16 protein-coding genes and 4 pseudogenes are annotated in these 20,655 nt (G+C 68.7%); 13 read left to right on the top strand and 7 right to left on the bottom strand.

What is annotated here, in order from left to right; all coding sequences use genetic code 11:
• Positions 1-191 precede the first annotated feature (191 nt).
• Positions 192-809: pseudogene (locus ACZ6NC_RS37690) on the top strand (alpha/beta fold hydrolase); the annotation flags it as partial.
• A 326-nt stretch (positions 810-1,135) separates the two neighbouring features.
• Here the strand turns inward: ACZ6NC_RS37690 and ACZ6NC_RS37685 are convergent.
• Positions 1,136-2,740, bottom strand: coding sequence for an FAD-binding oxidoreductase (locus ACZ6NC_RS37685; protein WP_465738399.1), 1,605 nt, complete (start codon positions 2,738-2,740; stop codon positions 1,136-1,138).
• Between the two features lie 67 nt (positions 2,741-2,807).
• Here ACZ6NC_RS37685 and ACZ6NC_RS37680 point away from each other — a divergent pair, with 67 nt between their 5' ends.
• Positions 2,808-3,449, top strand: a complete 642-nt coding sequence (locus ACZ6NC_RS37680; protein WP_465738398.1) for a TetR/AcrR family transcriptional regulator — start codon at positions 2,808-2,810, stop codon at positions 3,447-3,449.
• Positions 3,450-3,548: 99 nt separating this feature from the next.
• On the opposite strand, the gene ACZ6NC_RS37675 is transcribed toward ACZ6NC_RS37680, so the two are convergent.
• Complete coding sequence (locus tag ACZ6NC_RS37675; RefSeq protein WP_465738396.1) at positions 3,549-4,046, bottom strand: ArsR/SmtB family transcription factor; 498 nt, start codon at positions 4,044-4,046, stop codon at positions 3,549-3,551.
• A gap of 73 nt (positions 4,047-4,119) precedes the next feature.
• On the opposite strand from ACZ6NC_RS37675, the gene ACZ6NC_RS37670 reads away from it, so the two are divergent.
• The 5 genes from ACZ6NC_RS37670 to ACZ6NC_RS37650 all read left to right on the top strand — a co-directional run bounded on the left by ACZ6NC_RS37670 (position 4,120) and on the right by ACZ6NC_RS37650 (position 10,659).
• Positions 4,120-5,439, top strand: a complete 1,320-nt coding sequence (locus ACZ6NC_RS37670) for an MFS transporter (RefSeq protein WP_465738395.1) — start codon at positions 4,120-4,122, stop codon at positions 5,437-5,439.
• Positions 5,440-5,608: 169 nt separating this feature from the next.
• The gene (locus ACZ6NC_RS37665) at positions 5,609-6,502 is read left to right on the top strand and encodes an RNA polymerase sigma-70 factor (RefSeq protein WP_465738394.1); all 894 of its coding nucleotides are present in this window, start codon (positions 5,609-5,611) and stop codon (positions 6,500-6,502) included.
• Between the two features lie 48 nt (positions 6,503-6,550).
• Positions 6,551-7,354 carry an SDR family oxidoreductase gene (locus ACZ6NC_RS37660; RefSeq protein WP_465738393.1) on the top strand — a complete coding sequence of 268 codons (804 nt, stop codon included), beginning with the start codon at positions 6,551-6,553 and terminating at the stop codon, positions 7,352-7,354.
• Positions 7,355-8,499: 1,145 nt separating this feature from the next.
• A complete protein-coding gene (locus ACZ6NC_RS37655) occupies positions 8,500-9,951 on the top strand; it encodes an amidase (RefSeq protein WP_465738392.1) in 1,452 nt (483 codons plus the stop codon).
• A 489-nt stretch (positions 9,952-10,440) separates the two neighbouring features.
• Complete coding sequence (locus ACZ6NC_RS37650) at positions 10,441-10,659, top strand: hypothetical protein (protein ID WP_465738391.1); 219 nt, start codon at positions 10,441-10,443, stop codon at positions 10,657-10,659.
• A 161-nt stretch (positions 10,660-10,820) separates the two neighbouring features.
• Here ACZ6NC_RS37650 and ACZ6NC_RS37645 read toward each other — a convergent pair whose 3' ends face one another.
• On the bottom strand, positions 10,821-11,486 hold the full coding sequence (locus ACZ6NC_RS37645; protein WP_465738390.1) for a hypothetical protein: 666 nt from the start codon (positions 11,484-11,486) through the stop codon (positions 10,821-10,823).
• 630 nt (positions 11,487-12,116) lie between these two features.
• On the bottom strand, positions 12,117-12,797 hold the full coding sequence (locus tag ACZ6NC_RS37640; RefSeq protein WP_465738389.1) for a hypothetical protein: 681 nt from the start codon (positions 12,795-12,797) through the stop codon (positions 12,117-12,119).
• A gap of 180 nt (positions 12,798-12,977) precedes the next feature.
• Here ACZ6NC_RS37640 and ACZ6NC_RS37635 point away from each other — a divergent pair.
• Positions 12,978-13,316, top strand: a pseudogene (locus tag ACZ6NC_RS37635) (transposase); the annotation flags it as partial.
• Positions 13,317-13,405: 89 nt separating this feature from the next.
• Positions 13,406-13,711 carry a hypothetical protein gene (locus ACZ6NC_RS37630; protein ID WP_465738388.1) on the top strand — a complete coding sequence of 102 codons (306 nt, stop codon included), beginning with the start codon at positions 13,406-13,408 and terminating at the stop codon, positions 13,709-13,711.
• An 82-nt stretch (positions 13,712-13,793) separates the two neighbouring features.
• Here ACZ6NC_RS37630 and ACZ6NC_RS37625 read toward each other — a convergent pair whose 3' ends face one another.
• On the bottom strand, positions 13,794-14,564 hold the full coding sequence (locus ACZ6NC_RS37625) for a hypothetical protein (protein WP_465738387.1): 771 nt from the start codon (positions 14,562-14,564) through the stop codon (positions 13,794-13,796).
• Complete coding sequence (locus ACZ6NC_RS37620; RefSeq protein WP_465738386.1) at positions 14,548-15,777, bottom strand: hypothetical protein; 1,230 nt, start codon at positions 15,775-15,777, stop codon at positions 14,548-14,550. The genes ACZ6NC_RS37625 and ACZ6NC_RS37620 overlap by 17 nt, the downstream gene beginning before the upstream one ends.
• Positions 15,778-16,642: 865 nt before the next feature.
• Here ACZ6NC_RS37620 and ACZ6NC_RS37615 point away from each other — a divergent pair.
• Positions 16,643-17,218, top strand: coding sequence for a GNAT family N-acetyltransferase (locus tag ACZ6NC_RS37615; protein ID WP_465738385.1), 576 nt, complete (start codon positions 16,643-16,645; stop codon positions 17,216-17,218).
• A gap of 265 nt (positions 17,219-17,483) precedes the next feature.
• A pseudogene (locus ACZ6NC_RS37610) lies at positions 17,484-17,858 on the top strand (transposase); the annotation flags it as partial.
• Between the two features lie 90 nt (positions 17,859-17,948).
• Here ACZ6NC_RS37610 and ACZ6NC_RS37605 read toward each other — a convergent pair.
• A complete protein-coding gene (locus ACZ6NC_RS37605) occupies positions 17,949-18,599 on the bottom strand; it encodes a hypothetical protein (RefSeq protein ID WP_465738425.1) in 651 nt (216 codons plus the stop codon).
• Between the two features lie 681 nt (positions 18,600-19,280).
• Between ACZ6NC_RS37605 and ACZ6NC_RS37600 the strand changes: the two genes are divergently transcribed.
• Both ACZ6NC_RS37600 and ACZ6NC_RS37595 read left to right on the top strand, forming a co-directional pair.
• Complete coding sequence (locus tag ACZ6NC_RS37600) at positions 19,281-19,913, top strand: AAA family ATPase (RefSeq protein WP_465738384.1); 633 nt, start codon at positions 19,281-19,283, stop codon at positions 19,911-19,913.
• Between the two features lie 615 nt (positions 19,914-20,528).
• Positions 20,529-20,655: pseudogene (locus ACZ6NC_RS37595) on the top strand (IS701 family transposase); the annotation flags it as partial.

The following is a 20,655-nucleotide window of genomic DNA, read 5'->3' as shown; positions in this document are numbered from 1 at the left end:
CCCGAACCCCCGACTCCACGGCGGCCCCGGGAGGACACGTCGGGTGGTGGTGATCGTGGTACCGCTGGATACGCCCGTCAGCTCAACACCCAGGTCAATGTGGCAGGTTGGGAGAGGAATCACGGAACTCGACCACGATCACGCCCTAGGATCGACGGTCATGGCTGACCTCTACCCTCCCACCAGTCGCCTCCTGGGGCTCGACGCTCATCCTGGCCTATGCGCAACAGCACCCCGAGCGCGTCAGCGAGATCATCATTCAGGCGGTGACGATGACCCGTCGTTCCGAGACCTACTGGCTCTACCGGGGCGCCGGGCGGTTCCGCCCCGAGGCGTGGGACCGGTTCCGCGACGGCGTCCCCGAGTCCGAGCGGGACGGCGATCTGCTCGCGGCCTACGCGCGGCTGATGGAGAACCCCGACCGGGCGATCCGGGAGAAGGCCGCCGATGACTGGCTTGCCTGGGAGGACGCGGTCATCTCGGACGAGCCCAACGGCATTCCCGGCATGTACAGCGATCAGGAGGTCGACGCGCGGATCGCGTTCGTACGGATCTGCGCCCACTTCTTCAGCAACGGCGCGTGGCTGGAGGAGGACCAGCTGCTGCGCAACGCCCACAGGCTGGCCGGGATCCCGGCGGTGCTGGTCCACGGCCGGCACGACATGGGCAGCCCGGTGCAGACGGCGTGGGAGCTGGCGAAGGTGTGGCCGGACGCGCGGCTCCACATCTTCGAAGACTCGGGGCACGTCGGAAGCGACGCGATGGGGGAGACGGTCCGGGCGGCCATCGAGGAGTTCAAGAACCGCTGACGCTCAGGGCGCGCAGGAGGAGGCCGCATACGGCCGGTGGTCCGACGCGGCATCGACCGGGCGGCGCGTCGGGCGGGCGCGGTGACCGGGTCGTGGGGGCTGAAGGTGCGCCGGTAGGCGGCGGGCGAGATCTCGAAGGCCGTCCTCATGTGCGTGCGCAGGGAGTTCGCGGAGCCGAAGCCGGTCCGGTGGGCGACCGGGTCGATCGACAGGTCGGTGGTCTCCAGTACGCGGCAGCCGGCGGGGTCGGCCACTTCGCGGTGCAGATGGCCAAGACCCGCGGCGCGTACGTGATCGGCACGGCGCCGCAATCGAACGCCGTCCCGTCAGTCGAGCAGGACGCCCGGGTTGAGGATGTGACGGGGGTCCAGCGCGTCCTTGGCGGCGCGCAGGGCCAGCGCGAAGGGCTCCGGGCGTTGGCGGTCGTAGCCGGGGCGGTGGTCGCGGCCGACGGCGTGGTGGTGGGTGATGGTTGCGCGGTGGCGGTGCAGGACGTCGGTCGCGGCGGCTTTGATGTCGTCCCAGACCTCGACCTCGTCGCCCGCCCGGCCGGCGACGGCCACGGTGAAGTAGGGGGCGGCGCCGTCGGGGTAGACGTGGGTGAGGCGGCAGTTGACGGTGGTCGGGTGTCCGGTGGCCTTCAGGGCGGCGGCGGCGACCTCGGTGCGGACGGCGTCGATCAGGGCGGGGATGCCGTCCCAGGTGGCGGCGGTCTCGAAGGTCTCGACGACGGCGCCCATGCGGGCCAGGCCGTCGCGCAGGTAGGGCATGCGCAGGAACGCCGAGCGCCAGGCGCCCACGGCCGCATCGGCCGGGGCGTCGCGCCCCGCCGCGGCCGCCCCACCACGGCCGCCGTGGGCGCGGGCCAGGTCCAGGGCGCTCGCGAGGCGGGCGTCGACGCGGTCGGTGGCGGACTCGAAGCCCAGGACCAGGACGGCGGAGCCGTCGTGCGAGGCGCCGGACAGCAGGGCCTCGCCGGGGTCGAGCAGGCGGCAGTTGGCCGGGGCGAGGTCGGACTGGGCGATGGCGCGCACCGCGTCCAGCGCGCGGTGGAAGTCGGCGAAGGCGACGGACGTTGAGGCCTTGTACCGGGGGCGCTCCTGCAGTCGCATCCAGGCCTCGGTGATGACGCCGAGCGCGCCTTCGGATCCGAGGAACAGGCGGTCGGGCGACGGTCCGGCGCCGGATGCGGGCAGCCGCCAGGACGTGCCGGTCCCTGCGGGCGTGACCACGCGCAGGGACTGGACGAAGTCGTCGATGCGGGTGTGGCCGGTGGCATAGTGGCCGCCGGCGCGGGTGGCCAGCCAGCCGCCGAGGGTGGAGAACTCGAAGCTCTGCGGGAAGTGGCGCAGGGTGAGGCCGTGGGGCCGCAGCTGCGCCTCCAGCACCGGGCCGAGCGCGCCGGCCTGGATGCGGGCCGAGCGGCCGGCGGTGTCGACCTCCAGGACCCGGTCCATGGAGGTGAGGTCGAGCGACAGCACGGCGCGGTGGGCGTCACCGCGGTACTCGACGCCGCCGACGACCGAGGAGCCGCCGCCGAAGGGGATGACGGCCACGTCGTGCTCGCCGGACCAGTCCAGCAGGTCGGCCACCTGCCGGTCGTCGGCCGGGCGGGCGACCAGGTCGGGGATCCGGCCCGGCCGTCCGCGCAGGGCCCGGATGACGTCGCGGTAGGCCTTGCCCATGGCGTGGGCGGCGCGCGCCTCGGGGTCGGCGGTGACCAGGTGCGCCAGGGCCGGCGGCGGTGTCACGCGGGGCCGGGCGACGGACAGGTCGGCGACCCGGGGGATCGGCAGCGGGCGGGCCCGGGTGCCCGGCAGCAGGGCCCCCAGTGCGGCGCAATCGGCGTCCCCGGGGTGGGCGTCGGCGTAGCCCCAGCCCCACCAGGAGCGGGGACGGGAGGTGCCGGGGACGTGCGGGGCGACAGGCATGAGTGTGCTCCCAGCGGGGTCCGGTAACTTACCCAACGGAAAATTACCCTAAGGTAATATCGGGCTCATGACAACGCCCCCCTCCTCCAAGGCCGGCACCAAGGGCGTGCCCAGGGCCGAGCGAGAACGACAGGTCCTGGCCGTGGCCACCGAGGAGTTCGGCCGCCACGGCTACGAGGCCACCACCGTGGCTGCCGTCGCCGCCCGCGTGGGCGTCACCAAACCGCTCCTGCACCAGTACTTCGGCAGCAAGCAGGACCTCTATCTCGCCTGCCTGAACCCGGTCGGCGACCGGCTGCTGGACGCCGTCCGCACCGCGATGGCCGAACACGCCGCAGGCGCACCGCCCACCCCCCTGCGCGTGCTGCACGCCCTGTTCACCGCCCTGGACGGACAGCGCGAGGCATGGTTCGTCCTCTACGACGCCGCGCTGCCGCCCGGAAGCGAAGCCGCCCACCGCGCGGCGCACTACCGCGACGCCATCGACGACCTCGCCGCGACCGGCACCGCCGACCTTCTGCACGCGGCCGGATCCGGCGACCCGCTCGACGCCGACGCCCTCACCTACGCCTGGCGCGGCCTGTGCACCGCCCTGGTCCGCTGGTGGATCAACCACCCCGACCAGTCACCCGAGACCATGACGCAACGCTGCGCACGGCTCTTCGCCGTAGCCCGCTCCATCGGACCCGCCGACAGCGACCCCACATGAGCCGCCCCGGCGCCCGCGCCCGGCGCCCGCGCCCGGCGCCCGCGCCCGCGTCGCGCGCGGGTCTGACGATGCGTGCCCGGTCGTGGCCGGGGCGGACCGTCAGGGCCGGTTCGGGTCTGGGTGCACCACCACGAAGAGCGACCAGGCGGGCGCGGTCGGGTCGTCCGGGCGGGCGGCGAACTCCTCGAGCAGGGAGTGGAGCCGGGTCTGGAACTCCTCCATCTCCGCCGGCGGCAGGCGCAGCCCGAGCCGGGTGCTGTCGACCTCGGCCGCCGGGGCCAGGGCCAGCTCCTCCAGGAAGGCGTCGAGCATCGACCGGTCCTGCGCGGCCGCATCGAGCTGCCAGGACTTCCGTGTCGCGAGATAGGGAATCTCCCGTGCGCCGCGCGCGCCGCGTCGCTCCTCCTGGGCCTCCAGAAAACCGGTGCGCACCAGCGTCCTGGTGTGGTGCAGCACGCTGGCGGGATGGCAGCCGAGGATCGCCGCGATCTCCTTGTTGGTGCGCGCCTCGCCGAGGCAGATGCGCAGGATCCGCAGGCGGAGCGCGGAGGCGAGCGCCTTCGCCTCCGCGTCGGTCGCCGGCCGGCGTTCGGTCATGGTCAGCAGCCTATCGAAGGGCCGGGAGGATGAGTGATTGACAAAACCCAATCACTCTTCCAGGGTAGCTCCCATGACTGCTCCCGAGCCCTCGCCCGCCCGGCCGACCGGCCGCCGCGGACTGTGGCGGCACGCCGACTTCCGTCGACTGTGGGTCGGCGAGACGATCAGTCAGTTCGGGACGACCGTCAGCCAGTTGGCGCTTCCCCTCGTCGCGATCCTGGTGCTGCACGCCAGTACCTGGCAGGTCGGGGTGCTGGCGGCGTGCGAGACCGCGGCGTTCGTCGCGGTGGGCCTGCCGGCCGGCGCGTGGGTGGAGCGGATGCGCTTCCGCTGGGTGCTGATCGTCAACGACCTGGTTCGGGCCGCTCTGCTGGCCTGGGTCCCGGTGGGTCAGCTCCTCGGTGTGCTGACGATCGAGCAGTTGTACGTGGTCGCGCTCGCCACCGGGGTGAGCACGGTCTTCTTCGACGTGGCCTACCAGTCCTACCTGCCCCAGCTGGTCGACCGGGAGCTGCTGGTCGAGGGCAACGCGAAGCTCCAGGCCAGCGAGTCGGTCAGCCAGATCGCGGGCCCGAGCCTCGGCGGCGCGCTGGTCCAGGCGCTCACCGCGCCCTACGCGCTGCTCGTCGACGCGTTGAGCTTCCTGTGGTCGGCCGCGTGGGTGACGCGGATCGAGGTCCGGCCGCCGCGCCCTGAGCGCAGCCACGACCCCAACCTGCTCCGGGAGATCCACGACGGTCTGCGGTTCGTGCTCGGCAACCGGATGCTCCGCGCCATCGCCATGTGCACCAGCTCGGCCAACCTCTTCGGTTCGGTGATCTCCGCCGTCTTCTACGTGCTGCTCGCCCGGCAACTGCGGCTCTCGCCGGGCGTCATCGGCCTGCTCACCTCGACCGCGGCGGTGGGTGGCCTGATCGGTGCGCTGGTGGCCGGACGGTTCGCGGCGAAGGTCGGCCAGGGCCCGGCCATCTGGATCGCGAGCACGGTCGCCGGACCCTGCGCGCTGGTCACCCCGTTCGTGCACCGTGACTGGACGCTGGGGCTGCTCGCGGTCGCGCAGATCGCGATGTGGATGGGCATCGTGGTCTACAACATCAACCAGGTCAGCTTCCGGCAGGCGCTGTGCCCGCCCGGGCTGCTCGGCCGGATGAACGCGACGATGCGGTTCCTGGTCTGGGGCACGATGCCCTTCGGGGCATTGCTCGGCGGCCTGCTCGGATCGACGATCGGCGTCCGCGGCACGCTGCTGGCCGGGGCGGTCGGCCAGTCACTCACCTTCCTGCCCGTCTTCCTGTCGCCGCTGCGCCGGATGCGCGAACTGCCGTCCTACGCCGAGCCGGCGGCGGAGGGGGATCTCGCTTCCGGCGCGTTGGCGCCGAGCGGGCCCTGACAATGCGGCGAGTACGTGCTCGGCGCAATCGGCAGCCCAGGCGACCAGGACGGGCGGCCAGGACGGGCGGGTGACGGAGGTGGGCGGACCGTTCTCCCCGATCGCGGAGTGATCGTTTCCCGGTGGGCAGGTTCGAGATCGCTACCCGGACTCGTCTAGCGTGTGACCCATGTACAAGGCACAGGAGTTCGAGGAGCACCGGCCCCGGTTGTTCTCGTTGGCGTACCGGATGCTCGGGTCGGCGACGGAGGCAGAGGACGCCGTGCAGGATGCCTACCTGCGGTGGCACGGGGCCGAGCCGGGCCAGGTCGTAGCGCCGGGGCCGTGGCTGGCAAAGGTGCTCACCAATCTGTGTCTGAACCGGCTGACGTCGGCGCGGGTCCAGCGCGAGGAGTACGTCGGGCCGTGGCTGCCGGAGCCTGTGCGGACCGACGGCGGGGCACTCGGGCCGATGGAGACGGCGGAGCAGCGGGACGCGGTGTCGCTGGCGGTGCTGGTGATGATGGAGCGGTTGACGCCGCCGGAGCGGGCGGCTGTGGTGCTTCGCGACGCCTTCGACTACAGCCATCGGGACATCGCGGGCGTGCTCGACTGCTCGGAGGCGAACGCGCGGCAGCTGTACCGCAGGGCCAAGCAGCATCTGACGGACGACCGGCCGAGGTTCGTCTCCTCGCAGAAGCTGAGCGGCGAACTGCTGACCCGGTTCCTGGAGGCGGCGGCGGAGGGGGCGATGCCGCAGTTGGAGGCGTTGCTCGCCGACCAGGTGGTCGCGTGGTCGGACGGCGGCGGCAAGGTGGGTGCGGCGCGGCGGCCGGTCGTCGGCCGGGAGATGGTGGCCCGGTTCCTGGCGGGTCTGTTCGCCCGGTGGATGAGCGGGGTGCGGATCGAGATCGTCGAGGCGAACGGCAGTCCGGTGGTGCTCGTCCGGGAGGGCGGCGAGCTGACCTCGTTCGGTGCGCTGGAGGTCGGCGAGGCCGGGATCACCGGCATCAGGATCGTCCGGAACCCGGACAAACTGGCCTTTCTGGCGAATCAGCTGCCGAGGCTGTCACAGAATCAGTGAGTCGTCGGTTCTTCATCAGTGACGGCAACACGAGAAGGGCTGTGGCTGATGAGGAACGACGCGATCATGGTGACCGGTGCGACAGGTGTGCTCGGCCGCGAGGTGCTGGACCGGGTGCGCCGCACCGGGCTGCCGGTACGGGCCCTCACTCGCAGGGCCACGCTGCCGGACGACCCGGGCGTGGCCTGGTGCACCGGTGACCTGGCAGCCGGCACCGGGCTGGACGAGGCGTTCGCCGGGGTCCGCACGGTCATCCACTGCGCGAGCGACATCCGGCACTTCAAGAACGACATCCCGGCCCTCAAGCACCTGCTGGAGGCTGCGAGGCGCTCCGGGGTCGAGCACATCGTGAACATCTCGATCGTCGGCATCGACCGTATCCCGTACCCCTACTACCGGATCAAGCTGGAGGGCGAGCGGCTGCTGGCCGCCTCGGGGATCGGCTGGACCAATCTGCGGGCCACGCAGTTTCCCGAGCTGCTGAACATGGCCTTCGGGGTCCTGTCGAAGCTGCCGCTGGTCATCGTGCCGACCGGCACCGAGTGCCAGCCTGTGCACCAGGGTGATGTAGCGGACCGGCTGGTCGAGTTGGCCCTGGGCGAGCCGGGCAAGGGGGAGCCCCCGGCCGGAGGCTGGGGGAGGGTGCCGGACCTCGCCGGGCCCACGGTGTACACGGCCGGCCGGCTGGCCGAGGACTGGCTGCGAGCGGCAGGCAAGCGCCGCCGCGTCCTGCCGGTCTTCATCCCGGGGAAGATCGGGGCAGGCTTCCGTTCCGGCGCCCTGACCGCACCCGACCGGGCGGTGGGCAAGCGGACCTGGGAGGAGTACCTGGCCGAGAATGTCGCCCACTGACCTCGACGCGACTGTTCGGCGACCCGCGTGCGATCGCAGCGAGGGATCCGGCATGCCCCCGCCGCAGGCGGTTGAACCCACGGTTCCAGGACCGCCGCGTCGCCGACCTCGAAGCCCAACTCCTGGACCCACCCGCCGGAAAGCAGCCCGGCAACACCCCGGCCGAGGAGCCCGGTCACCCATCAGGTGACCGGGTCGTGCCCCTCGGCCGGGACCACACCGATCGCCGGTCGGCCAGCCGGGCCGCCCGACGCAGGACGGCTTCAGCAGGGGCGTGTTCCCGGGCAAGGCTTGGCCGTTCGGGCCGTTGTCGGCAATACGTGCAATCAGGATCGCCGCAGACGCTTTCACGCCACTGGTCGCACACAACGCACAGCGCTGCGTCATACCGTTCGCAGTAGTCCTGCCTGGTGCCGCACCGCGGGCATGATCCGGACTCCGGCCGGACGGCGGAGGGGCGTTTACGGGGCATCCCCCTGTCCGAGGTTCAGCATCTCCGCAACCACCATGGCTGAGACGGATCGCCATAGGAGTCCACGATCGTGCGGGAGCAGTAGAGCTCGTCAAGAGGATGCACCCGTCGCCGGAGCTCCCGCGACGCGCCCGGCGGAAGACCGCACAGAGCCTGCTCCAGCATCTCTCGTGGATGGGCGTCAGAGGGGCAGCACGCCTCGACTCCGCAGCCACGGAGCTGCGGATCTGTCAGCCCGCGGGCCGACCCGTGAACGGTGCCGACCCATCGCGTCAGCGCGTCGGCGATGGCCCCTGGCCACAGATGTGAATCCTCGAACGTGGCAATCTCGCTCTGCGCGCGCGCCGAGACCCCGGAAACGGTCTTCCTGCCATGCTCCGGGCGGAGCCTGCGCGACAGCTTGGCGCGCACCTGGCCTGGCCGTCTACGCGCCATAGGCCTTTCGTCGGTTCGTCATGGACGACATCCTCCCAGACGGAAGCAACATCGATCAATGCGGCACCGGTCCATCCGGCCCGTCCTCTCTTCGAGGGCCGGACTTCCGGCGTCTCTTGACTCTCCGTCGAGAACGTGTCTGCGCACCATCGCAGGTCGAAGGCCATCCATGGACACCCATCCCCTTGTGCGAAGCGGCATTTCATGACCTCTTCGAGAGGTCGGTACGGTCGGATTCATGGAGTGGAATTTTCAGACGGCCGAAGAACTGGCTGCTGCCTTGCGTGCCGGTGAAGTGACCTCGGCGGAGCTGACCGACGAGGCGATCGCCCGTATCGAGCGGCACGACGAGGCGATCAACGCGATCTGTGTGCCGGACTTCGACCGTGCACGGGCCGCCGCGCGCGGTGCCGACCAGGCGCGCGCCCGCGGTGAGGACCGACCGCTGCTCGGCATTCCGGTGACGGTCAAGGAGTCCTACGACATCGCCGGGCTGCCCACGACCTGGGGCATCCCGCTGCACCGGAACTACATGCCGGCCGAGGACGCGGTGCAGGTGTCGCGGCTCAAGGCCGCAGGCGCGGTTGTGCTCGGCAAGACCAATGTGCCCCTGGGGCTGCAAGACGTGCAGAGCTTCAACGAGATCTACGGCACCACCAACAACCCGTGGGATCACGCTCGCACGCCGGGCGGATCCTCCGGCGGATCGGCGGCGGCCCTGGCGTCCGGATTCGGCGCGCTGTCCATCGGCTCCGACATCGGCGGTTCGTTGCGCACCCCCGCACATTTCTGCGGTGTCTACGCACACAAGCCGACACTCGGGCTGGCGGCGAACCGCGGTATGGTCCCGCCGCCCGCGCCGGCATTGCCGGTCGACCTTGACCTCGCCGTCGTCGGTCCGATGGCACGCAGTGCCCGCGACCTCCCGCTCCTGCTCGACGTCATGGCCGGACCGGACCCGCTGACGCACGGCGTGGCCTACGACCTGCGGCTGCCGCCGGCGCGTCACGAGGAGCTCCGCGACTTCAGGGTCCTGGTCATCGAGGACCATCCGCTCATGGCGACCGGATCCGCCGTCCGGGCGGGCGTCAACCGCGTGGCCGACGCGCTGGCCGACGGCGGGGCGCGCGTCGAACGGCACAGCGCGCTGCTCCCCGACCTGAGCGAAGCCGCGACACTCTACATGCAGTTGCTCGTGTCGAGCTCCGTCGCACGCTTTCCCGTCGAAGCACGCGAGCAGGTGCAGTCACGTGTGGCCGCACTGAGCGAGGACGACCGGAGTCTCGACGCGGCGCGGCTGCGCGGCATGGTGCTCAGCCATGGCGACTGGATCGAGGTGAACGGCCGTCGCGAGCTCCACCGACACGGCTGGCGGCAGCTCTTCGCCGAGTTCGACGTCGTGGTGTGCCCCGTCACACCCACTCCGGCGTTCCCGCACGACCACCGTCCCAGTCCGCTGGAACGCCGGATCGACGTCGACGGTGTCGCGTACCCGTACTTCGACCAACTCGTCTGGGCTGGCCTGGCCACCATGCCCGGCCTACCCGCCACCGCCGTACCAGCGGGCCGGTCCCCCGAGGGCCTGCCGGTGGGAGTGCAGCTCATCGGTCCGATGTTCGAGGACCGCACCCCGCTGCGGCTGGCAGAACTGCTCGAGCAGAAGATCGGCGGCTTCCAGGCACCGAAGTAGGGCTTACTACCGGGTTGCCGGGCGTCTGTCGAGGACGAGGCGCGGGGACCGCGACGAGACCCTGCGCATACGCGCAGTCGCTACCCGGAACGCGAGACCAACCGCACACGGCGACTGCGGCCGTCCTGGATGTCGTGACGGCGGCTGGGACTCGGTGGTGCTGATGCTCAGCCGGGGCAGCCGGGGCAGCCGGGGCCGCCGCCAAGGTAAACCCGATCACGGCTGCGGCTGGCCTCGGCATCGCCGAGACCGCAGCCGCCTACGCTGTGGCCTTCCACTCTGCCGGCCCGGGCAGCACCGGAACCTCGCCCTGACGCCTCCGAACGCCTGACCCATGGGCCCGCCAACCGGCGGGCCCATGGGCGTCACCAGCACGGAGTGCAGAACGAGGGTCCCCGTCCCGCCGGGGCCGCAGCGCGAGGCCGGGGTCACGATCCGACCTGTGGGCTCTGGTCCGTTCTGCCCGTTCGGGCTGAGACACTGGGGATCATGACCCCTGACCGTCGCAGTCTCTCGCTGCCCGCCTTCTCCGAGCCCGCCACCGACGCTCCCGTCCCCGCCCAGTCCGCTGGGCGCCGGCTGCCGCCGGTCGAGCAGGGCGCCGACTTCCGCCAGCCGCCCGGCGATACCGTGGCCGCACCGGCCCCGGCCCGGCGCCCGCTCGCGGCCGGCGGCCTCACCTTCTCCGACCCGGACCGGCAGATCTGACCGGGCCGACAGATCTGACCGGGCCGACACCGCCCGAGTCCCTGGGACAGGGCCGGGCCGTCTCGCTGTCGTGCTGCTCCTGGGATCGGTGTGGTTGGTGAGGACGGTGATCTCGCCCGGGGCGGGGGCCTTGACGTCCTCCCGGTGTATGGGCGGGTCCGCTACTTGTCGCAGTGCTCGGCCGGTTCCGTCCGGGCCGGTGTGGTGACCAGCTGCTCACCGTCGACTTTCTGGTCATCGAACGTGTGTTCGGCAGCGCGAAGCCCATTCTCGTCGCGGGTCCACTGCCGGCCGTCACTGTCGAAGAACTGGACCGCCCGCACCGGTGCCCCTCCCGGGCGGACTCCGTACGTCGCCAGGAAGCCGTCGATGGCGGCCAGGGAGAAGACCATCCGGGTGCAGGGAGGGATGGTGTCGAGCCCGAGGAAGATCCATTCGAGCGTGGCCGGGTCGATGCCCGCATCCGGTGCGTAGAACCAGAGCTCCGTCCGGGTCGCCGGATCCAGCGAGCGGTTGGCGATGATCAGTGTGTCGCGGCTCGCGTCGGCCGGGTCCTCCCAGTAGCCGATCCGTCCAGCTTGCGCGCGCCGGTCGCGGTCCAGCTGCTGGCGCGTCGCGTCGACGCTCGACGACGCGACCGTGGCGCTGAAGAACAGGCCGATGGCCGCCGCGACGGCTGACAGCGCCGCCGCCCAGGGTGCCAGGTTCTTTCCGAGGTCACGGCGCTGTTGGGCCCGGGGAGACGTGGCGCCGGCCGAGGCCGACGCGTGCCTTCGGCGGGTGGAACGCCGGCGCGCCCTGACTGTGGGAGAGGTCGCTCGGTGCATGGCATCAGCATCGGCCGGCGCCGGCGGACCCACTACCGGGGTGGCCGTCGGCCGCTCGGCTCCCTGCCGAGGCCGCCACGGCGTGGGTCCGTCGGCGCCGGCTGACGTCCGGGGCGGACACCGCCGAACAACGGGACCGCGGCCGTAGGGCCGTCCGGGCGATCGCGCCTGACGACTCCGCTCGGCCGTGCACGCCGCGTCGGGGGCGACCGGTCGGATACCGGTCGAGGCGGCGCTGCCCCGGTCGGCCGCAAGCGGCTGCACGGCGGCGTGGGAAGGAGAGCGGCGGCGGTCAGGTTGCGGTGAGCCTCGGCCTCGGCGAGTTCTTCACCAGCGCGGTCGCGGTCGTGTAGCGGACGCTCATGCCGCCCTCGTGCTCGACGCTGCCCTTCCCATGGGCGTCGTCCGCTCCAGGCGTGCAGTAGAAAACGGCGTCACCCCGTGCCAGGCAGGGGCGTTTCAAAGTCCAGGTGATCTTGGAGTTCGGCGGCGCTCAACAGAGGGGCGGAGGGTGCAGAGCACGCGGAGATGCCCGCCGCCCACGCATGCCGTGATGCTTGCATATAGCGGACGATCGCCCAGCTGCGGGTTCCTGACAGGTGAGCACGTGTCTTATCGGCGCTGGCGTCTCTAGAAGGCAACCGCAGACAGGTCAGCAGCCAGCTCGACCGCCTGGTAGCCGTAGGTGTCTGCCGAGTCGACCCGCAGCATGAGACAGAACCGATCGAGCGATGCGACTGCCTTCGACAGGCGTCGGTAGTCGCGCTTGAGGAGGTACACCGCCGCCTGGTTCGCGATCGACGACTGCCCCATGATGACCAGGACCGGCTCCGTGGACTGCGGAGGGGTGAACTTCGCGACCAGAGCATGGTCTCTACGCCCCTGATCGTGCAGGAACCGCTGCTCTCCGACCGTGAAGTCACCATCCGGATTGACCTGTACGCCCGGCAGGTGCGAGGCCAGGTACTCGACGTTCCGCTGGTTCGACCCCAGTCCGCCGATGCTGAGCTCGGTGCGATCCCCGTTGAGTTCACGCGCGTCAGCCGCGACAAGGGAGAACGGACACCCAGCCTCCTCGGCGAGCATCGCGAGCTCAATGATCGCGTACACGTCGCTGTGGTCGGTGACGGCGGGCATCTGCCAGTGACTGTTCAGGATGATGACGCACGGCACGCCAGGACGCAGGCCGAGGAACGCCTGTTTCTGATGCAGGAGACGGGCACCCCTCGCCCGATTCCAGACCCACACGGAGCTGCCGCTGACAATGCTTGTGACAAGCCCGATCACGATGTTCAGCACTGCATCCGACACGAACGCCCCCAGCTTCGTCGTGATGGAACGATCAGAGCTTCAGCAGCTCAGCTTACTGATCGACTATCCGGCGCGGCGGGCGAAGGGCGGTTTGTATCGGTCAGGGCGGTTGGCTGCCCGTTTCTGACGCAACGAGGCCCCGGTTGAGGGGGTGACCCACGCGGCTCCCGCAACGCCGAGATGCCCGCCGCCCACCTCCTGGCCGCGATGACTGGCGACGGCCAGACCGTCACCCAGCCGAGGGTCCCCGACAAGACCAACGAGATCATCTGCTTCGCCGCGCTGCTGGAGCCCTACGGCCTGACCGGGGTCACCGTCACTGCGGACGCCCTGCACACCCAGCGCGACCACGCCCGCCTCCTGGTGGAGGAGAAGAAGGCCCACTACCTGCTCGTGGTCAAGGCCAACCAGCCCGAACTCCACCGTCGGCTGCGGTCACTGCCGTGGAAGGACGTCACCGCCCGCCGCTACGACCGCGAGATCGGCCACGGCCGCAGGGAGACCCGGGCGACCAGAGCCCTCACCGTCACGGACCTCGGTCTGGAGTTCCCCCACGCCGCCCAGGCCGTGCGCATCCTGCGACACCGCACCGACCTCAAGAGCGGCACATGCACCGCCAGACCATCTACGCGATCACGGATCTGTGCTCACATCAGGCATCTCCCCAGCGGCTCGGCCAACTCGCCAGGTCGCAGTGGACCATCGAAAACCGGCTCCACTTGGTCCGCGACACCACCTTCGGCGAGGACGCATCGAAGATCCACACCGGCCACGGCCCCGAGAACATGGCGACCCTGCGCAACCTGGCGACCAACACGCTACGGGAGCATGGGCACCGCAACATCGCCGCCGGACTCCGCCACGTCTCCTACGACCCCTTCAACCGGCCGCTCGACTTCCTGAACATCCCCTGATCAGCCCGTCTACATGATCACCGGAACTTTGAAACGCCCCTGCCGTACCAAGACCGGGAGGGTTATTCAAAATCCCTCAAGGTCAGACGGGCGGCATCAGATCGCTCTCGCTGATGGTGTACGTCAGCAGGGGGTAGCTGAAGTCCGTTTCACTGTTCTCACGGCGCCGTAGTTGGTAAAACTCGTGCCTCTGCTCATCGTCGGCCGACATGAGGCGCGCACCCTGCGGGAGGTATACATGTCCGTCGCGAAACCGAACGAATGTTTTCGACGTTCGAAAGGTTACACCCAACCATTGGTTGTCCGCCGTCTGGGCGGGCGTGTCCAGTACGATTTTGTGCTTGAGTCGCCGATTCGAGTCGACGGAAAACGCGACGATACTGTTGTGGGCGAGGGGGATCTCGAACTTCTCGCCACCGGACCCCTTTGATTCGAAGATCAGCTTCCTTGGCGGGCTTGCTTCGGGATGTTGGTAGCAGGAGAAGACGGCGATAAACGACTCGTTGGCCAGATCGAGGGCTTGGTCGGAATGGCTGCCCATGGTTCTGTAAGCGTTCGTGTAGCTCTCGATGAGAGCGTTGTTGAAGCCGACCGAAAGCGCCGCACGCTCTTGGATCTGTTGCGCCAGTCGTTCGTGCACCGCCCGGAAGCGCTGCGTGGGGCTGCTGTATCGAGTGGTAGTACGTACGAGAGGCACACCACCCGCCTCGTCGATCCTGGTAAGCGCAGCGCCTCGCCGGCCTTTTCCTACGCCTTCCAGACGAGCCGACGCGGACAGCTCCGCAAAGAGATTCTCCTCGGTTGGCAAAGTGCACGAGAGGATCTCATCCGATATCCTAGACCCGAGGGGCAAAGTAGTCTCCCGTGTTCATGCTGAAGAGAAATTCGTCGCCGTAATCAATGAAGGACGAGGTCCTGTTCTCCTCGGCGTACAGCCTGCGCAGCTCGTTCATGCCGGCCGGTGTGGGCGGCCCCAGTCTCACCAAGTCTCCGGCTATTTTGAGGAGCGTGTGGCCGTTCTTGTGAACGGCTTCGGCGCTCGAACAGCGCACCACGTATCCCAGGCGGGTCGGGAGCAGCTCGGCGTCCAACGTCGAGGGGCGAATTTCGTGCGTATACAGGCGGTTGGTGGACAGCGGCATGAAGAACACGGAGCCGGGGTAGAGAGTCAGGGTGAACTGCGGGGGGAGCGCGACCCCGTCGGGTTCTTCGGTCCGCTCCTTGAGGCGAAAGTGGAGTTTGGTCAGCCCGCTGGCACCCTTCACGCCGTAGTCGAAGGCGTCTTCGGTCAGGGGCTGCAGCTTGTCGAGCCGGTCATAGAAGGTGCAGAAGGCCATGACGCCATTGACGGGCATGTCCTTGGTCTTGTCGGCGTGGGCCGAGATCTTGGCCTTGGACTGCTTGCGCTCGGCCGTGGCAAGGGTGTTGTGGTAGATCTGAGCGAGGACGTGATTTAGCGGGGCCTGGTTCCGGAAGACGGCGGCGGCCTCGCGGTTCAGAGCCTCGACGATGTGAGTGTCGGTCTGGCGAAAGCTCTCGGTCGGCCCCGAGAGATTCGTGGAGCACCGAAGCAGGCGGAAATGCAGTTCGTCACCGTTTCGTGTGACGGGCGTCAGATAGATTCCGCTGCGATGGGCTGTTCCAGACTTGGTGGACTCCGTCAGGGACTGGAACGCGTGCTCCGCACGGATCCGTCCGAAGTGATCGGCGCCGAGTCCGAAAAAGCGGCGGTAGTACACGCCGACGCCGTGTGCGCGGATGGGAACTCGGCCGAGGTCGACGAGGGTCCAAGGTTTTTCGACGTCCTCGTGGTAACCGTGTGACAGCTCCCGGATAACGAATACCCGGGCAGCCGCACGCAGTTGGCGGCCGCTGATCCCGGATATATCGCCACACAGGTAGACGGTCTTCTGCGCGAGGTCGGGCGAACCGGAAGCAAGGTCCTCTGGCGTGATTGTGGACCCGAAAAAGTCCCTGATCAAGTCACTGTCCAGCAATATCGAAGGCGCAACCAAGATGTTGCTCGCATCCTCGATGCAGGCTTCTGTCAGCTCTGTTGTGTACATCAAACGGTACCTGCCATTCGCAGATCCTGGTGGATTCTCAAAACCGTGGACACGGCAACGGCCCGCACTCTTTCATTTGCGCTGCGAAGCGTAAACGAAAGGAGACGGACCGTTGAACCTTGATGCTCTCACGGGGCTCGACAGCGGGCAACGGGTTCTGCTGTACGGGCGGTGTGTGGAACTGCTCGGCGAGGTCGTGAGGCCGGGGCGGACGGCCCGCGGCGATCGGGCTGCACCAGTCGGTGATGCCGGTGGTCTGCCTCCTGCACAAGAACCTCATGCAGGAGGTCGCGGGTGCGGTCTTCGGTGTCAGACGGTCAGCTCCCGCTGGGACCTGCTGAGGCCGATCATCCGGCGGGCCGTCGCGTCCTTCATCCCGCGCCCTCGTCGAACAAGCCGTCGCAGCACTCAAAGGCTGGCGCAAGCTCGGCCAAGAAGGGCGGCCGCTACCGCGCCCCCCGGTCACAGGACCCTTGCTGCACCCGGCCGCGCCTGGTGTCCGCATGCCGGCTGTTCTGGCCGCGGGTGACGGGAAATCCTGCGGTTCCAACTGCCCTGAGTGAGGTTCACCCACCAGCTGGTGCCGAAGGATTTCCGGGCCCCGGCCGGCCGAGTCAGTGGGAGCGGCGAGCGAACGCCGGTGGTTCCTGGCATCGGTTCGTCGTAGAGAGGCCCGGGAACGTCGATGACAAGCAGCAGTACCCGGGAGCGGCGGTTCTGCCGGGAGGTCTCGTTCCACGCAGTGGTGCAGGCCTCGCCCGGCCCGTGTCGCGGAGATCTGCGCAGTGCGGCCGGCGTGCGCGGGCACCGCAGGTTTCGGGATAACCGGTCGACACCCTGGCCGTGATGGCGTTGGCTGGGCGCTATGCCAGAGCTGCGTACCGATCGTCTCCTGCTTCGCCGGTGGCGGGAGCGCGACCTCGAACCGTGGGCGGCGATGAACGCCGACCCCGAAGTCCGGGAACACCTGGGGGAACTGCTGACGCGGGAGCAAAGCGATGCGGCGGTGGCACTCATGCGGGCCGAGTTCGACGAGCGGGGCTTCGGGTGGTGGGCGCTCGAGGCACGAGAAAGCGGCGAGTTCATCGGCCGCGTCGGCCTGGACGAAGTGGGCGAGGACATGCCGTTCGCGGGGGTGGACATCGGGTGGCGGTTGAAGCGTTCGGCGTGGGGGCACGGTTACGCCACCGAGGCGGCCCTGGCCTGCCTGGCCTTCGGCTTCGAGGCTCTCGGTCTGCGGGAGGTCGTTGCATCGACGACCGTCAGCAACCTTCGCTCCCAGGCGGTGATGCGCCGCATCGGCATGACCCGTGACCCGGCCGACGACTTCGAGGATCCGAGCGTGCCCGAAGGGCCGCTTCGCCGGTGTGTGTTGTACCGGGCCGCCCGCACGATGCCCACGGGCCACGCCACGCGGCGGGACACGACCCCGGCCGGCTGAGGGCGGGTCGGGGCGACTTCCCGTGGAAGGTTCTGACCGACCCGGAAGGCAACGAGTTCTGCGTCCTCGGCCCGGCCCGACGCGGAGCCCACCCCGTCTGCTCCGCCACGCCCACGCCACCGAACTCATCAATCACGGCGTCCCATCCCAGATCTTGCGTGGGTATCCCCGGCTTCAGCCGGGAGGGAAACGCATCCTTGGCTCGGAGGCGCGGAGCGCCGGAGCACAGTGCGCATTGTCAGTGGCGTGTGGCAGGTTGACCACCGAGGACCGCGGCCACGCCGAGAAGGCGATCGACGCCTTTGCGAAGACCTACGGCGCCAAGTTCCCCAAGGCCGTCGCGAAGATCACCGACGATCGGGAGGAGCTGCTCGCGTTCTACGACTTCCCTGCCGAGCACTGGATTCACCTGCGGACCACGAACCCCATCGAGTCGACCTTCTCGACGGTCAAGCTCAGGACCAAGGTCACGCGAGGTGCGGGCAGCCCGGCGGCCGCGCTCGCGATGGTGTTCAAGCTGGTCGAGTCAGCTCAGGCTCGATGGCGTTCGATCACCGGCGCCCATCTGGTGCCCCTGGTTCGCGCCGGCGCACGCTTCGAGAGCGGCGTCCTCGTCGAACGCGAGGAGCGGGCCGCTTGAACGGCTGAAGGAGCCACACCGGACCCATGGCTGAGCCGATCTGTCCTCCGTCGGGCTACTTCGGGGTACCGAGAGCTTGGTGCGGCTGGACTACCGGGCCCGTCGTCCCATGGCCGGCGCGGTGCCGATCAGACACTCGATGTCGGTCGGGAAGCCGACGAGGGCGTAGGCGGTCAAGCGCAGGTGGCCCTCAAGGCAGACCAGGTTGTCCTGTCTCTCGCCGACGAGGATGAGCGGAGGAAATCGCTCGCCTCTGCTGAGCGCGTGGGCCGCGTCGATGAACGGTTCGTTGGGCACGTCGAACGCCCGTAGCCCTGCGTTGATGCGTGCGGCAGCGTCGGTCGGCTGGCGGCTGCCACCCGACAGTTCGACCCAGTAGGAGTAGTCGAGGTAGCGCACGCCGGCCGCCTCGTCGGCGGACAAGAGTGCCCTGGTCCACCTGACGTGAGTGGGGAAGTTCTCGAACAGGTCGCGGTTCTCACCGTACCCGCGCGTGGCAGCGAGCAGAGCGCGACGTGCGAGGTTCGCTCCAGTGTCGGAGAGGTCCGGATGCGTCAGCAGCTGCTCGGCTTGCCCGGCTGCCGCAAGGTGGGACCGGAGGTTCTGGCCGAACCTCCCGCTGGATAGCTCGCCGCTCAAGAAGCAGGCGACCATCTCGTCCTCACTACTTACACCCAGTAGCTGCACGACCGTCAGCATAGGACCGACCCCGTTGGGCGCAGCAGCCTGCTCGCTCGTCATCTCGTCCACAGATCTTGACTATTGCTCCTGCGGTGGCGAGCGTGATCGTTCGCAGCGTTGCATCCTGTCCCGCAACCACTCACACGACGGGTGACTCCAGCCGGTCGATGCACGCGCAACCAAGTGGGGAACTAACCTCTGCCGCCTCGGGCCTGACGATCCAGGAACTCGATCAGTCGCGTTTCCGAACGAAGAAGCCGTTCCCGTTGCTCCTGGGGAAGAGAAACGAGCGCGTCAACCAGCGCTCGCTTCCGAGGGATGTGCACCATGTTGCCCGAGTAGATCCTGCAGTCGGAACACCAAGCGAATCCGATGCAGCGCTCGAACATGGAGGACTCGGGCGGGTGGAAACGGTACTGGTACGAGCGGACCGGCGTTCCACAGTCGGCACACATTCGCCGATCGCCGTCGGGCACCGCCTCCCAGGCCCCGACCTTCCGCCAATGCTGCCGTCCGGCCGGTGCTCTTCAAGTCGTCATGCCGAGCATCATCTCCCACAGCGAGTCGTCCGGCAGACTCTTCGGAGCAAGATCCCGGTCAACACAGACCGTCGCAGACTCGTGATCCCTTCACGGAATCCGTGCCTGAACCGTTGAGTGAGAGCCACTCGGACAGGTCCCTGAGAGGCCCAGACCAGGAGGACCCGGCTTCGTTGCCGTATCAGCGCAGTAGGGTCTGTGCATGCTCTTGTGGATCAACGGCCCCTTCGGCGGTGGCAAGACGCAGACCGCGCACGAGATTCAGCGGCGGCTTGCCGACAGCGTCATCTACGACCCCGAGCACGTGGGTTTCGGCCTTCACCGGATGACGCCTCCACCACTGCGCGGGGACTTCCAGGATCTTCCCGCCTGGCGGCAGGGTGTTTATGAGGTGCTGGACCGTGCTCTCGCCGAGCACGATGGTGTGGTGATCGCGCCGATGACGGTCGTGGAGCCAGCGTACTTCCGCGAGACCGTCGGTCGGCTGCGGGAGCGCGGCCATGACGTCCGGCACTTCGCGTTGCTGGCCGAGCGCGGGACTGTGATGCAACGGCTGCGCGAGCGCGGCTTCGGGCATGCCGTGCGGTTCGTCGCCGGGAAGGACGCCCCTTTGCGCCGGGAAAGCTTCGCCCTGTCGAAACTCGACCTGTGTCTGGAGCGCCTGCGCGAGGCCGAGTTCGCCGAGCACCTGTGGACCGACCGCCTCACGATCCCGCAGGTCGCCGATCATATCGCGGTCTCTGCCGGACTGACGCTCGCCCCGAACACCGAAAGCGCACTTCGAGGGCGCCTTCGCCGTGCCTGGACAGGGGCCAAGCACATCCGGTTCGACTGAGCCACCGCCCCCGTCTTTCAGGGGGCAACCCTGTGCGCGGAGGATGGGAGTCATCGGGCCGCGTGTTCGGCTTTGGTGGTCCGGAGGCGGAAGGGTGTCCAGCTCCGTTGATGTCACCTGCGCTATCCCAGAGCTTGTAAGGCCTCTGCGGAGCCGAAACAGCGGAGGACCGGCCATGTGGCCGAGTTTCCCCGTGGTGTGACCAAGCAACCCTGGCCGGCCGGATAGTCATCCCGGGGAATGTTTCACGGCAGCCTCGATCTAGAATATTTTACCCTGGGAGCAGATTTGATGTTCGGCACCGCAGTCAGGCGGGCACGGTTGGCTTGAATGCCTTTTTCACGGTACTCCGCATGGCTCACCTGACTCGCCGCCACCCCGACAACTGGCTAAACTGCCCAGATGACTTCCGGCTACGGAGGATATCGTGGCGCGACCCCATGTCCAGAAATTACCAAATCGACAGAAGGCGGCCAACTCATCCAGTGATGACGATGAATCAAGTCGAAAAGCTAGCCCCTCAGAGGCTCCCTTGCTGGAGAGAGTTTCGGGTGTGGCAACACTTCTTTCCTTGATTGGGGTCGGACTGTATGGACTGGTGAGATTTTCCCATGGAACGGCTGGCAGCTGGCCGAATACGCAGGTCACGGACGAGATCCGCGACGAGCTCCAGCACTACGTCGCCGAACGCCTCGGCGAGATCAACGGTGTCCTGATCCTCGACGACACCGGCTTCATCAAG

The organism is Kitasatospora sp. NPDC041988, assembly GCF_055588525.1.
The sequence above is the reverse complement of the archived record's forward strand: the minus strand, read 5'-3'. Positions and strand labels throughout refer to the sequence as shown.